The organism is Corallococcus sp. 4LFB, from assembly GCF_046520365.1.
GTDB lineage: Bacteria > Myxococcota > Myxococcia > Myxococcales > Myxococcaceae > Corallococcus > Corallococcus caeni.
The window spans coordinates 11,648-24,856 of record NZ_JBKGHJ010000011.1 but is presented as its reverse complement, the minus strand read 5'-3'; the positions used below and the strand labels follow the sequence as shown (position 1 = coordinate 24,856).

The window sequence follows — 13,209 nt, the reverse complement described above, 5'->3', positions numbered from 1 at the left end:
GGTGAGCGTGAGCCGACGTCAGGAGGAAGCCGCATGGGGCATGGGCGTGGAGTCCACCCTCAACCTGGCGATGCACAACAATCGCATGGGTTCTTTCAGGTCGGGTGCGCTGGGCGTTTTCGGGCAGGGCCAGTGGATGGAGGGTGACCACGCGCGGCTGTGCGGTGGAGTGCAAGGCACCTTCCTCATCTTCGGGCTGGAGACGGGCGTGGCCTACGAGACGGCGACGGCGGCCCGCCGGGCCACGACGTCGCTCCACCTGGCGCCCTTCCTCGGCTTCGTCTACGGCTCCGTGGGCGTCCGCTTCAGCGTCCCGCTGGAGACCGAGCGGGACCTGTCAGGCCGCCTCCCGTATGGCCGGGAGGTGGGCCTCACGCTGACCCTCAAGAAGCCCTTCTCTCCCATGCTCTGAAAAGGCTCTCACGAAACATCCATCCGCGCGTCGCGTATAGGCGGGGATGGAGGCCATGTGGAGGGTGAGGGCTGGAGCGGAGGTGCCGAGGAGGGCCGCGGACGAGGGCCGCCCAAACAGTGATCCAGGCGGGTGGAGAAGCGGCTTGAGCCCCTTGGGGTACACGCTGGCCCTGGCCGCCCGCCCATGAGGTGCGCGGCAGGGGCCTGACGGCTTGAGCTTCAACACCCTGCGGCTTGGAGGGGCCCGCTTCACAGGCTCAGAGGGCAGTCCCAGGTGCTCCAGAATGGCGCTCACCCACCGGGAGCTGTCAGGTACGCCAGCACCCGGCGCCTGCCGCCACATCTCACGCAGGCCCACACGTCCAGCGCCCTCCGTGCGGCGTCCCATTGTACGAGGTGCTCCAGGGACCTTGAGCATCCCGCCTGGGGTAGAACCACCGGAGCAGACTGTCAGACCGCGAGGGCAAGCTTCCTTCGACTGGCACCCGAGCGAAGGACGTTCATGGCAACCCTGAAACAGCTGGCGTTCCGGATGGCGCGGACCCCTGCCTCCGGCTCCCTGGTGCGCTTTGGCTTCGCGCACGCGGACCGGCTCCTGCCCCTCACCTCCGTGGACCGCTCGGAACTGGCCGCCATCTACCGCCATCCGCGTCCCGTCTACGGCACCTTCCACCACATCGCCGTCCCCCTTCGGGGCGTGCCGGACGTCTTCGCCCTGGCGCACCCTCGCCACGCCGGGCTTCGCGCGGGCCTCTTCGCGCTCATCGCCGGTGCACGGCAGCGGGCCCCTGCGTCGGTGCTCGTCAACGCGGGTCCCCGGCAGGACGTAGGGCAGGTGCACTTCCACCTCACGGACGACACGCCCTTCAGCGACGCCGTCCGCTCGGAGCAGCTCACCTGGCCGGACTGGGACGCGGCTGTCCGGGCGCTGACCTCCGTCCCCGACATCCAGGAGCGCTACCTCGCTGGCTTCTCCCTGCTCCAGGACGCGGGGGATCCCCGGGTTCGCCTCATCTGACCGCCGTGGGGGACCAGAAGTTCGCCAGTGCTCCCGAGGCGTGGGCCTCGGTGTAGCGGCGCAGGTCCTCCGCGTTGTCCGCCTCCAGCCAGCCGGACGCGATGGGCACGGCGTGGATCGCCACTCCGTCGGAGATGAGGTCCTGGAGGAAGGCTGTCATGGAGATGTTCCAGTAGCGCGGGTCCTTCGCCACTCGCTGCTCGAAGCGCTCCATCAGCGCGTGCAGGACGCCGGGGCCGAAGCGCAGCAGCCCGATGTACTGCCCCTGCACCTCCTCCACCGAACGCACCCTCGCGCCGATGTCCACGATGCGCTCGCCTTCCAGGCGCAAGGACTCGCAGTCCGTCGTGGGGTCCTCCATCCGCAGCTCCCAGAGCCGGCGCCACTGCGTGTCGATGGCGACCTCCACGTCCCGGGACGCGGCCAGCATCCGCGCCAGCACCTCGTACGAGAAGACGATGTCCCCATAGGAGACGAGGACCGGCTCCGTCCGCGACACCACCGGCAGGCTGAAGCGCAGCGTGGAGACCATGTTGCCCGTCGTGTACGCCGGGTTCACCACGACGCGCACGTTGCGGCCCGCTTGCGTCAGCTCGGGATACGCGCCGGCCATCACCGCGACGTCCACGCCGAAGTGCTCGTAGACCGCCAGTTGATGGTCGAGCAGCGGGGCTCCCGCCAGCTCCACCAGGCACTTCGGACGGTTCGCCGCGAGCGGCCCCATGCGGGTGCCCAGGCCTGCGGCCAGGATGATGGCTTTCATGGTTCGTATGCCTCCATGACTTCAAGGACCGCGGGAAGGTGACGGGGCTCACGCTCGGGGTGCCAGAGGACGCCCAGCGAGCGCCGCTCCCGGCTCGCGAAGGCCTCCACCGCGCCGTCCTCCGAGCGCGCGAGGACGTCCCATCCGTCAGGCATCGAGTCCTCCGCCACGCCCCAGTGGTGGAAGCTCGCCACCTGCGCCGGGCCCCGCCACGCATGGGCAAGGGGACCCGTCAGCACGTGGCGCACGCGCACGTGGCCTTCGACAGGCACCAGCAGCATCCCCGCGAAGCGCGCGAGCATCTGCGCGCCCCGGCACACGCCCAGCACCGGCGTTCGCGTCCGGGCGGCGAGCGACAACAGGACCGACTCCGTCTCGTCGCGCGCGGGAACCGCATCCGGTCCCGTCCCCGGCGCGTCGTTGCCTCCACTCAGGATGACGAGCCCTGGACGCAGGGCTTCGAACTGCGCCACGGCCGCGGCGGCCACGTTCACCGCGGGGAAGGGCACCCAGCCGGCCTCCCACAGGCCTGAAGCCCAGGAGTCCTCGAGCGCCTCCCGCACCTCCGGACGCCCCGGAACACGGTCGCTGCGCTGGGTGATCAGTGCCACGCGGCGCTCACTCATGGACGAGCCTGCGCCCCCCGCAGTCCAGCGTCATCACCCGCCCACCCGACAGCCGCCGGAACTGCTCCCGGCCCACGCCGATGGCGGCGGGCAGCTGCAGCTCGGTGCAGCGCACCGCCATGTGCGAGTTCGCGCCCCCGTACGCCGTGACGATGCCGGCGACGCCCAGCGCGAGCAGCCCGTCGTAGCCGGGGTCGGCGCGCTCCAGCAGCACGATGTTGCCGCGCACGCGCTCCGGGTCCGGCAGCCCATCCGCGACCAGCACCGGCGCGCGCACGCACGCCTTGGTGACGAACAGGGGCTGCTCTCCACTGCTCACGTGGAAGAGCAGGTGCGACGTGCGCACCAGGATGTCCGGCAACTCGATGAGGTTGACGGCGGCGGCGTGCTCGCGGGCCTCCTCCACGGCGTCGCGGCACCGCGACCGGGCTTCGCGCGGCGGAAGCGCCAGGGCGGCCTCCACCTGCTCCAGCGACAGGTGCGCCAGGTCATCCCGGCTCAGCCCCAGCGGCTCGCCCCAATCCGCCAGATGTTCGAGCACGCCACTCAGCGTCTTCGTGAACACGTGCTTGCCGTACTCGCGCCCCGCGATGCCCGCGCCCAGGTGTGCGAGGAACACCTCGCTGGTCATCGACAGGCCGGCGCTCCGCAGGCCCGCACTCAGCCGCTCGTGGAGGCTCCGGGGCAGGGGGGCCTCGTGCCTGAACGGCTCCTCCGCTCCGGAGATGAGCGGGCCGAAGTAGCGCTCCGGGTCCGCGTCATAGCGGGGCATCCGGATGTCATAGGTCCCCGGGCGCAGGTGCCCGAACTCCGCGACGAGCGCCTCCAGGCCCAGCTCGCCCCGCCGCACGCGGAGCGCGTCCGCTTGCAGTTGCCCCGCCACCGTCCGGATGCGCTGGAGCACTTCGCGCTGCTCGCTTGAGTCCATCACGCCTTCGCGCACGAAGCTCTTGAGCAGCGCGGTCACCACGAACGCCGTCCGTGCCAGGTGTGCGAAGGGCAGGGTGCCCAGCTCTCGCAGGCGCGCGAGGATGGGGCCGAGCCCGCCCTCGAAGCCCGGCGCGAACGGATGGGACCGCAGCCGCTCCACCTGCTCCACCTGCGCGGGCAGGTCCGCAAGGCCGTGGAGCGTGATGTCCCGCAGCGCGGTGGCCAGGGCGTCCAGCTCCCCTGCATCCAACGAGGACGCGTAGAGCCTCCGAAGCCGCTCGCGCAGGCCGAGGCTCGCGCACGTGTCCGCGATCTCGAACTCCACCTTGTCATGCAGCTCGGGGGCGTGGGCCAGCCGGGCCAGCTGCCGGGAGACCAGGACCTCCGCCACGCGCGCCGGGGTGACGGCCGGGATGAAGGAGTTGAGGGAGGCGCGGACGTCCACGTAGGCGTGCCCCGCGAAGTCGCGCAGCAGGGGCGTGCCGCGCAGGTCGCGGTAGCCGTAGGCCGCGCGCTGCTCCGCCCAGGTCCGGTCTGTGATGAGCCTGCCGTAGAGCGTCCTCGCGAGCGGGAGCGGGCGCCGGCCAATCATCTCCGCCGGGTTCCAGTCCGTCATCGTGCTGTAGACGGGCCCCTCTCCGACGACGGGGGCCTGGGGCCGCAGCAGCGCCTGGTGCGCCGTGCAGGCATCCGCCAGCAGCAGCGCCCGGCGGACCTCGTTCCCCTCCGGCTGCGACGACCCCTTGGCGATGGGGCGCACCTGGAAGAGGTGGAAGTCACCGCCCGCCAGCGCGAACTCGATGTCCAGCGCATCCACGCCCATGAGCTTCACCAGCTCACGCCCCACGGTGACGACGCGACGGAGCGAGTCCGGCAACAGGCCCCGGGGCACGCCGTGCTCCACGTACGCGGAGGAGGGCTTCTCCAATGCGCCGGAAGTAATCTGATCCGTGCGCCCGCTGGAGACGTCCGACGCCACCACCCAGTACGAGGCCAGCGTCTCCGGGTGCCGCGCCATCAGCACGCCGCTCTCGCTCACGGGGTGGACGTAGGACTGGAGGAAGACCTTCTCCTCCTCAGCCCCAGGACCGTACGAACCGAACACGTCCGAGATGGCGCTGCCCACGGCCACGGCATCGCCCGCGTCCACGTCGAGCACCGAGAGGAAGCGTCCCGCGTTCGACTCCGTCCACGCATCCTCCGCGGAGCAGGAGGAGCGCACCACGACGCGCTCGCTTCCGAAGCGCTCCCGCACACGCTGGAGCACGGCGTCCCGGTCCCGGACCCAGTCCTCACCCCGCACGATGTGCGGCGGGGAGATGCACCACGGCCCGTGCAGCTCCGACAGGATGTCGAGCGTGCGCGCCTTGTCCCCCAGGACGAGCCGGCCCACGGGGGCCAGGGACTCGCTCGAAGCCTCGGTCGCTTCCAGCTCGAAGCGCGCCACGTCTCCGGTCCGGAGCAGCCGGTCCGCCGCCGCGTCCAGGTCCGCTCCCTCCAGCGCTTCCCGCACCGCCTGGGTCCTTCCGACGATGAAGCGGCACTCTCCCCGCCAGGTCGCGATGACGGCGGAGGCCGCCTGGAGCCGCACGCGGAGCGCGCGCGGACGCGGGAGCACAGTCCCCTTGAACGCGAGCGTCAGCGGCACGCCGCCGTACGTCTGGGCGAGCGTGTCCAGGACGCGCTCGGCCCAGATCCACATGGAGGCGTGCACGGGGCCGACGCCCCGGATGCGGCAGTCCGGCGCAATTCCAACCGGAGGGGTGGGGCGAAGCGTCGCGGCTTCGCGGTCCAGGGCTGTCACGGGAGACCTCGCACGAGCGGACGTGGTGCATGGCGCGTGCGCGGCAGCGCATTGTGGCCCCTGCCCACGTGTGGTGGATTCGATGCATGAGAACCTTCGCCACGGATGAACGGCTGGCGTACCGCCGCCCGGGCAATGAGCTTCAGCCCCGCCCGTCCGAGGACCATGTCCTCTCCTACGAGTACCGCTTGATGCAGCTGCCGCTGGTGCGGCCCGACCACCCGGAGGTCGTGCCGTTCGACCTCAAGGCCGGCTACGACTGGCTGGGCACCTACCGCGCGCCCCGCGTCTCGCTGGTGGGCTTCGTGGACTTCGGCGCCTTCGCCCAGAGCCCCCAGTTCAACCGCTTCATGAACGCAGTGGCCATGACCGCCGCGGCGCGGAAGATCTCCTGGGAGACCGTCGAGCGGCGCAAATACAGACACCACTTCACCATCTGCAACGGGCTGCACGAACGCCTGCCCATCGCGGACATCGTGCCGTTCGTGAAGCAGCGGCTGGAGGGCTTCCCCCGCTTCCGCATCCAGGTGAAGGGCGGCTGGTTCTGGGGCAAGAAGAACGGCCGCATCTACTTCCCCGTCTACCCGGAGCTGACGGACGGCCCGAACCCCGTGGACCACCTCACCGAGGTCCAGACGCGCCTGGGCCACTCGCTCCACCCGGGCTTCTACATCGGCTGTCTCCAGTTGATGGACCACCTGCGCTTCAACTCCGAGCTGGACGTGCACGAGGCGGACGAGCTCTTCGGCGTGCTGCGCGGCTTCCGGGAGACGACCATCGTAGAGCTCGACGTGACCGAGCTCTCCATCCTGCGCACGCACGACGACCTCATCCTCAAGAGCCGGGTGCTCGAACGCGTGCCGCTGACGGGGTGACGGGTTCATTCGAACTCCTGGAGCGCGCTGCGCAGGAGCACGCGCTCGTAGGCGTTGCGGACCAGCGCCCCCAGCGGACCGATGAGCCGCGTGAGGTCCGTCTCGCGGTACAGCGCCGGGTGGTGGAGCAGCTCCAGCACCGTGGCGGCGAGCGCCGGCTCCACGCGGTAGTCGAACATCCCGGGCCGGCGCGGATGCGAAAGCCCCCCCTGGACCGCGTCGTCCACCAGCGCCGCCTCGCGGGCGACGACGCGCAGGTACACCTCGCGGGATGCGGAAGGTTCGGAGCGGAGGCCCTCCAGTTCGCCCACGGCCTCACGCCACGGCGCGACCAGCTCCTCCGGCCAGGGGGCGACGAGCTCCACCTCCTCCGCGAGGCGCAGGCGGAGGTGGACCAGGAACTCCGTGGGCGAAGGCCGCCACGCCCGCCCCACGACGGCCCCCGGCAACTGCTGGATGGCGGAGCCCGCGCGCCGGGTGGGGCGTCCTTCCGACTCCAGGAGCATGCGCAGCTCTCGCGGGTCGAAGGCCGTGGCGGCCTCTTCAATCATGGCGCGCGTGTCGTCCGAGGAGTGCATGAGGCTCAGCGCACGCGTCGGGGCCTGTAGCCGGCTGCGCAGGTGGAGCGGTGAGCGCTTGCGCGGATCCGCCGACCCCTTGAGCGACTTGAACGCCGCGCAGGCCGACCGGCCCGGGGTGCGGAGGATGAGCGCGCAGGAGGACTCCAGCAGGTACACCTCGCTGGGGACGGCCCACGTCTTGTCGAGCGCGATGGGACGGTTGGGGCTGTACACCGCCTCGATGCTGCTCTGCGTGTAGTGGACGAAGCGCCGGTCCACGACGCGGAAGCCCTCGCCCTCCAGGAACGCGAGCGCCTCTTCCGCGAGCCCGAGCCCGATGGCGTACGGGTCGAAGAACGTGAAGACGAGTTCCTCGCTCCCCGGACGCGAGCCGAAGGCCTCCACGAGTCCGGACACACTGGCTGCGTTTCTCATGTGCGGTCTCCACTCCCGGGCTCCACGAGCCACAGCGCCTCTGCTGGCGCGAGCAGGACGTCTCCCTGCCCCTGACGCCCGCCGAGCAGGTCCTTCCACTCCCGCAGCGGCACGGGCACGGACACGGGTTCCACTCCGAAGTTCACCAGGACGTGCAGGGGCTGACGGCCATGGCCTCGCGCCAGGTGCAGGACCCCAGGCGCCGGCAGCCGCGCCTCGCAGCCAGGGGCCTCCCGCAGCGCGAGCGTCCGGTCGCGCAGGCGGATGAGGTTCAGCAGGGACTTCCGGATGCGCGCGTGCACCGGCTGCCGGACCAACGCACGCAGGGCGCCCTCCGAGTAGCGGTGCCGGTTCGCGGCGCGGGGGGTGGAGGGCTCGACGCCCACCGCGTCCGGCAACCCGAACAGCGTGGGGAAGTAGAGGCACGGCGTGGCCGGGAGCGCGAAGAGCAGCGCGTGCGCGGCCAGGTAGCGCTCGACGTCGAGCCCCGCCTCCGTGGAGAAGATGCGATGCAGGGAGCTGTTGAGCTCGTACGGCCGGGGTTCGCCCCCCACGTCCGCGTGGGACACCCGGACGCCAGCGCGCTCCATCCGCTCCAGCACCCGCCGCAGCGTCGGGGCCTCCAGCGGCGGATCCATGGGACGCAGGTGCACGCCGTCATGTGTCTGGAGGAAGGCGTAGCCGTCACGGCCGTGGGCATCCGCCGCGGACGCGTTCACCCAGTCCACCAGCGGCCCCGCCTCACCCGCGAGCGCCGCCGCGAAGACGAGCAGCGGCACCGCGAGGTGGTTGTCGTGCTGCGCCAGCTCCTCGCCCAGGTAGCACCGGTCTCCTGTGCGGTGGTCCGTCTCCGCGAGCAGGCGCACCGAAGGGTCCGCCAGGTCAGTCACGGCTCGCAGCGCGCGCACCAGCAGCTTCGCCTCCGGCTGGTGCGGCCCTCCGGGGACGCGCTTCCACGCGTGGGGAAGGGCATCCAGGCGCACGACCCGCGCGCCCGCCTCCACCAGCCGCAGCAGCGTCCCCGCCATGGACAGGAAGACGTCCGGCGAGCCGTGGTTCAAGTCCACCTGCGCGCGCCCGTACGTGCACCACGCCCAGACCGCGCGGATCCCCGTGTCGAAGCGCTGGAGGATGGAGGAGGTCCGCACCCGCGTGCCCCACTCGATGGCTTGCGGCTCGGAGAAGAGGTGGAAGTCCCCGGGCCGCCCCTCCCCGCGCAGCACGTCCCGGAACGCCGGGTGCGCCGTGGACACGTGGTTCATCACCAGGTCGAGCATCAGCCCGCTGCCCACCTCCGACAGCCGCTCCAGGTCCTCCCATCCCCCCAGGCGCGGATGCACGGACTGGTGGTCCACCACCGCGAAGCCGTCATCCCCGTCCGACACATAGGGCGGCAGCACATGCAGCAGGGCCGGCCCCACGCCGCCCACCTCTTCCAGGAGGAAGCGCCGCAGCGCCGCGAGGGGCGCCAGCTCCCCGTCGACCACGTGGTCCGGGTACACGGCGATGACCGCGGGCCGCGCGTCCACCGCCGCGCGTCCGGGCTTCAGGCGCGCGCGGACGCCCTCCGCCGTCTGGGACAGCTCCCGGACGAGCGCCTCCGCGCGCTCCGCCCCGTAGAGCTGTCCCAGCGCGTCCCCCAGCCGTGCCAGCACGAGTGGGGTCGCCGTGTTCCCGGAGGCGCTCATCCCTGGTGCTCGAGGACGTAGGTGATGCTGCCCTGGAGGAACTCCACCGCGCGCGCCAGCTCCGGCTCCGCGGCCATGCGCCTGGCCATGCGCTGGTGGAGCGCTTCGATGCGCGTGAGGCATTCACCCAGCGGCCCCGTCGCGCAGTCCGCGTGGATGGAGAGCCCCTCCGCGAGCAGGCTCCGGTCCACTTCGCCCGCGGTGGCCATCGCCTTGCGCGACTCGATGAGCAGCCACTTGCGCGCCGCGCTCGTCACGCCCAGGGCCGCGAGGATGGAGACCAGCGCCTCCTCCACCGCGATTCGCGCCACGTGCCGGCTGGACTCCTCGCTGACGGCGCGGTGGCTGATGGCGTCCTCCAGGTACTCGTGGACCTCCATGAAGTGCCGCACGGTGAGGTAGGTGGGCAGCAGCTCCACCAGGAACTCGTCCCGCCAGCTCGCCACCAGGCTCGGGTTCAGCAGCGGGAGCCCCGCGCGCAGCCGGTGCAGGAAGCGCAGCTCCGGGCCGTCGATGATGGGGATGAACTTCAGCTCGGACGGCTTGTAGAGCGCCGGCGCGATGGCCGTCATCCACGTCATGATCTCCGCCACGCGGCCGCGCTCCGCGAGCTCGATGTTGACCTCGACGCCGTCGCAGTACTGGAGCGCTTCGCTGAAGCGGCTGTTCTTGAAGCGCACGCCGTCCTTCGTGGAGATGAGCGACGTGCGGTGCGGCACCAGCACCATCAGGTCCACGTCCGAGCTGGGCGTGCCGTTGCCGGCCGCGAGCGAACCCGTCAGCAGCACGCCGCACGAGGCGGGGTCGCTGACCAGCTCCGACAGGATGCGCTCGACGTCCACGCCGTGGGCGCGGAGCGTCTGCGTGGTGAGCGGTTGACCACTGGAGAGCTGATGTGTGCGCTTCATGATGCCACCTTCCCGCGTCCCTCATGGGACAGCTGCAAGTCCGAGAAAACGTCCGCGCACGCGTCCGCGACGGTGCGCACCATCTGCTCCTCATGCGTCCGCATCACGCTCAGGCGCAGCAGGCCGCGGCCCGCAGGGACGGCCGGGTGGATGACCGGGTTGGCGTAGATGCCCCGGTTCCACAGCAGCCTCCACGCCTGGAGCGTGTCGAAGTCCGCGCCCACCTCCACGCTGACGATGGGACCGTCCGACGGAAGGGGCCGCAGCCCGCGCGCCACCAGCGCCTCGCGCAGCGAGCGCACCCGCTCCTTCAGCTGGGCCACCAGCCCCGGGTCCTCCTGGAGGATGCGCAGGGCGGCCAGCGCCGCGGCCACGGAGGCCGGCGTGTTGGCGGCGGTGAAGAGGAAGGGCCGCGTGAGGACGCGCAGCGCTTCAATCTGCTCCTGGTCCCCGATGATGGCGCCGCCGCAGGAGCCCAGGCTCTTGGAGAAGGTGATGGTGATGAAGTCCGCGTCCTGGACGACGCCGTCCTCCTCCACGGTGCCCAGCCCCCGCGTCCCCACCGTGCCCAGGCCGTGCGCCTCGTCCACGACGAGCGCCAGCCGCGTCTCGCGGCACACCTCCAGGAACCGGCGCAGCGGGGCCCGGTCTCCGCGCATGGAATAGACGCCCTCCACGACGCAGAGGCCGGAGGCGGTGTCCTCCTTCGCCTGGGCCAGCAGGTGCTCCGGGTCGTTGTGGCCGAAGCGCTTCATGGTCGCGCGCGCCAGCCACACCCCGTCCAGGACGGAGGCGTGCATCTCCTCGTCCACCCAGGCGCGGTCATTGCGGCCCAGGAGCGAGCTCATCAGGCCCAGGTTGGCGCCGTAGCCCGTGGAGAACACCATGGCGCCGGTGCGGCCGTAGAAGCGCCGCAGGGCGTCCTCCAGCTCCTCGTGGAGCGCCAGGTTGCCGTTGAGCAACCGCGAGCCCGTCACGCCCGCGCCCCAGCGGCCGGACGCCTCCTGCGCGGCGGCGATGACGCGCGGGTCGTTCGCGAGCCCCAGGTAGTTGTTGGAGCCGAAGTTGAGGATGTCCCGGCCCTCCATGCGGGTGATGGGGCCGGTGGCCGACTCCACCCGCGTGAAGTAGGGGAGGCGGCCAATGCGCTTGCCCAGCCGAGCCTGCGCCACGCGCGGGTCCCCGAGCAGCCGCTGGATGACGGGCGCCCGAGGGCGGCCCGCCGTGTCTTGTTCAGGTCGTGTCATGTTTTTGGTCCCGGAAGTCGAACGCCAGACTCGCGGCGGTCGCGCAGACAGCGGTGAAGGTGAGGATGACGGCGGTGCTCTGGAGCACGACGCTCCAGCGGCCCTGGCCGAAGGTGGCTTCGTTGAGCGCGCGCAGGGCCCAGTAGTGCGGCGTGGCGTAGCCGAGCGTGCGCGACCAACCCGGCAGCGCTTCGGTGGCGACGATGGCGCCACCCACCGCGCTGAACGTCACCAGCACCAGGTAGGAGAGGTTGGAGAGCGTGGCGGTGCTGCGCGTGATGGCGAAGAGGAGGAAGCCCAGCGCCGAACCGCTGGTCACCAGCGCCGCGCCGGTGAGGGCCACCTGGAGGACGTCGCCATTCAATGGCAGACCCAGGAACACCGCCGCGAAGCCCGTGAAGAGCAGCAGCTGCACGAAAGACATCGCGCACGCGGGCAGCACCTTGCCCATGGCGAACGCGAGCCGGGCGGGGCGGATCAACGCCTGCCTGCCGTGGGTGTGGTACCAGAAGTCCCGGTAGAAGGCGTGACCGGAGTAGGTCACCACCATGTAGCTGAACATCACCGCGAAGCCGATGGTGGCCCGGCCCATGGCGCCCGGGGCCGCGTCGAGCCCCGACACCCCCGGGCCCAGGATGGCGGAGAGCACCGCGGGCAGGATGAAGATGAACACCATGGCCGTGCGCTCGCGCGCGAGCACCCGCCACTCCGTCAGCGCGTAGCAACGCACGACGTTGACAAAGCCCGCCACGCCGCTGGGCGCGGAGGGGGCACTGGAAGCGATGTCTGGATTCATGGCCCTTCCGACTCCCGGGCGAAGGCGCTCAGGGAGGGGTCCCGCAGCAGGATGTCGCGCAGCCGGTTGCCGGACAGGCGCAGCTCGGACAGATGGACGTCGGAGGGGACCTCGCCCAGCTTGGAGCGGACCTCCTCCAGGCTGCTGGTGGCGAGCGTGAGCTCCCACGAAGCCTCGGCGCCCCGCAGCGACAGCGTGCGCGCCTGGTTCGACAGGACCGCTCCCAGCGCGCCCAGGTCTCGCGTCTTCCCGTCGCGCAGCAGCACCAGCTCCGTGGAAAGCTCCTCGATGTCCTCGGGGTAGTGCGCGGTGACCAGCACCGCGGCGCCCTCCTCGCGCCACGCGCGCACCCGGCGCACCACCAGCTGGCGGGCCTCGAAGTCGAGCGCGACGGTGGGCTCATCCAGCAGCCGGATGGGCGGCGCATGGACGAAGCTCGCCGCCAGGTGCACCAGCCGCCGCTGCCCCCCTGACAGGTGATGCACGCGCGTGCGGGCAATGGGACCCAGCGCGAACTCCTCCAGGGTCCGCTCGATGGCGGCCTTCGCCTCCGCGCGCCCCAACAACAGCCGGGCCAGGTGCCCGACGTTCTCCTCCACCGTGAGCACGGGATAGAGCGCGATGGCCTGCGTCGCGAACCCGATGGCGCGGCGCGCGGGCAGTCCGCCCACGTCGAGCCGCACCGAGCCTCCCGTCGTGCCCCGCACGGTGCCGGTGAGCGCCCCCAGCAGCGTCGTCTTGCCCGCGCCGTTGGCTCCGAGCAGCCCCACGGACGTTCCCGCCTTCAAGTGGAGGGAGGCATCGCGGAGGACGGGCGTCCCCTGGGCGAAGGCGAACGAAAGCCGCTCCGCGGAGAGCAGGGCGGTTCCGTGCGCGGGCCCCAGGGATTGACGAAGACGCCCAGGTGTCTTGATTGGATCCTGAAATGCTTCTTGTTCAGGAAAAGAATGTTTGTCGGTCATCGTCGGGATGACCTTCTACAGATGCGGTCTGACATCCGGCGTCAGCAGCCTGCGTCGAGGATGCGCTGGCCATACCCATCACGGAGCGCCCGATGAAAGCCTTTGTCACCTCGCACGTCCTGCTCGCCGCCGCGGCGCTCTCCGGTTGCTCTCCGCGGACCGTGAGGATCCTCGACGGGCCGG

12 protein-coding genes are annotated in these 13,209 nt (G+C 71.2%); 3 read left to right on the top strand and 9 right to left on the bottom strand.

Annotated elements, in window-relative coordinates; all coding sequences use genetic code 11:
• Positions 1-40: 40 nt before the first annotated feature.
• A complete protein-coding gene (locus tag ACLEQD_RS02450; protein ID WP_410381437.1) occupies positions 41-412 on the top strand; it encodes a hypothetical protein in 372 nt (123 codons plus the stop codon).
• A 504-nt stretch (positions 413-916) separates the two neighbouring features.
• Positions 917-1,432 (top strand): hypothetical protein, encoded by a 516-nt coding sequence (locus ACLEQD_RS02445; RefSeq protein WP_410381435.1) that lies wholly within the window; start codon positions 917-919, stop codon positions 1,430-1,432.
• Here the strand turns inward: ACLEQD_RS02445 and ACLEQD_RS02440 are convergent.
• The 3 genes from ACLEQD_RS02440 to ACLEQD_RS02430 are packed head-to-tail and all read right to left on the bottom strand — an operon-like array spanning position 1,425 to position 5,465.
• Positions 1,425-2,195, bottom strand: coding sequence for an NTP transferase domain-containing protein (locus ACLEQD_RS02440; RefSeq protein WP_410381432.1), 771 nt, complete (start codon positions 2,193-2,195; stop codon positions 1,425-1,427). The genes ACLEQD_RS02445 and ACLEQD_RS02440 overlap by 8 nt on opposite strands.
• A complete protein-coding gene (locus ACLEQD_RS02435) occupies positions 2,192-2,806 on the bottom strand; it encodes a gamma-glutamyl-gamma-aminobutyrate hydrolase family protein (RefSeq protein WP_410381431.1) in 615 nt (204 codons plus the stop codon). Before ACLEQD_RS02435 ends, ACLEQD_RS02440 begins: the two co-directional genes overlap by 4 nt.
• A 7-nt stretch (positions 2,807-2,813) precedes the next feature.
• Entirely contained in the window at positions 2,814-5,465 is a 2,652-nt protein-coding gene (locus tag ACLEQD_RS02430) for a PEP-utilizing enzyme (RefSeq protein ID WP_410381429.1), read from the bottom strand.
• Positions 5,466-5,641: 176 nt separating this feature from the next.
• Here ACLEQD_RS02430 and ACLEQD_RS02425 point away from each other — a divergent pair, with 176 nt between their 5' ends.
• Entirely contained in the window at positions 5,642-6,430 is a 789-nt protein-coding gene (locus tag ACLEQD_RS02425; protein ID WP_410381428.1) for a hypothetical protein, read from the top strand.
• Positions 6,431-6,435: 5 nt separating this feature from the next.
• On the opposite strand, the gene ACLEQD_RS02420 is transcribed toward ACLEQD_RS02425, so the two are convergent.
• From ACLEQD_RS02420 to ACLEQD_RS02395, 6 genes are read right to left on the bottom strand one after another with little or no spacing between them, the layout of a single operon-like run.
• Positions 6,436-7,425 carry a nucleoside-diphosphate kinase gene (locus ACLEQD_RS02420; protein ID WP_410381426.1) on the bottom strand — a complete coding sequence of 330 codons (990 nt, stop codon included), beginning with the start codon at positions 7,423-7,425 and terminating at the stop codon, positions 6,436-6,438.
• Entirely contained in the window at positions 7,422-9,113 is a 1,692-nt protein-coding gene (locus ACLEQD_RS02415; RefSeq protein WP_410381424.1) for an alpha-amylase family glycosyl hydrolase, read from the bottom strand. The genes ACLEQD_RS02420 and ACLEQD_RS02415 overlap by 4 nt, the downstream gene beginning before the upstream one ends.
• On the bottom strand, positions 9,110-10,021 hold the full coding sequence (locus tag ACLEQD_RS02410) for a nucleotidyltransferase domain-containing protein (protein WP_410381423.1): 912 nt from the start codon (positions 10,019-10,021) through the stop codon (positions 9,110-9,112). Before ACLEQD_RS02410 ends, ACLEQD_RS02415 begins: the two co-directional genes overlap by 4 nt.
• Entirely contained in the window at positions 10,018-11,268 is a 1,251-nt protein-coding gene (locus ACLEQD_RS02405; protein WP_410381421.1) for an aminotransferase class I/II-fold pyridoxal phosphate-dependent enzyme, read from the bottom strand. The genes ACLEQD_RS02410 and ACLEQD_RS02405 overlap by 4 nt, the downstream gene beginning before the upstream one ends.
• Complete coding sequence (locus ACLEQD_RS02400) at positions 11,255-12,064, bottom strand: ABC transporter permease (RefSeq protein ID WP_338263312.1); 810 nt, start codon at positions 12,062-12,064, stop codon at positions 11,255-11,257. Before ACLEQD_RS02400 ends, ACLEQD_RS02405 begins: the two co-directional genes overlap by 14 nt.
• Positions 12,061-13,026 carry an ATP-binding cassette domain-containing protein gene (locus tag ACLEQD_RS02395; RefSeq protein ID WP_410381418.1) on the bottom strand — a complete coding sequence of 322 codons (966 nt, stop codon included), beginning with the start codon at positions 13,024-13,026 and terminating at the stop codon, positions 12,061-12,063. The genes ACLEQD_RS02400 and ACLEQD_RS02395 overlap by 4 nt, the downstream gene beginning before the upstream one ends.
• Between the last annotated feature and the right edge of the window lie 183 nt (positions 13,027-13,209).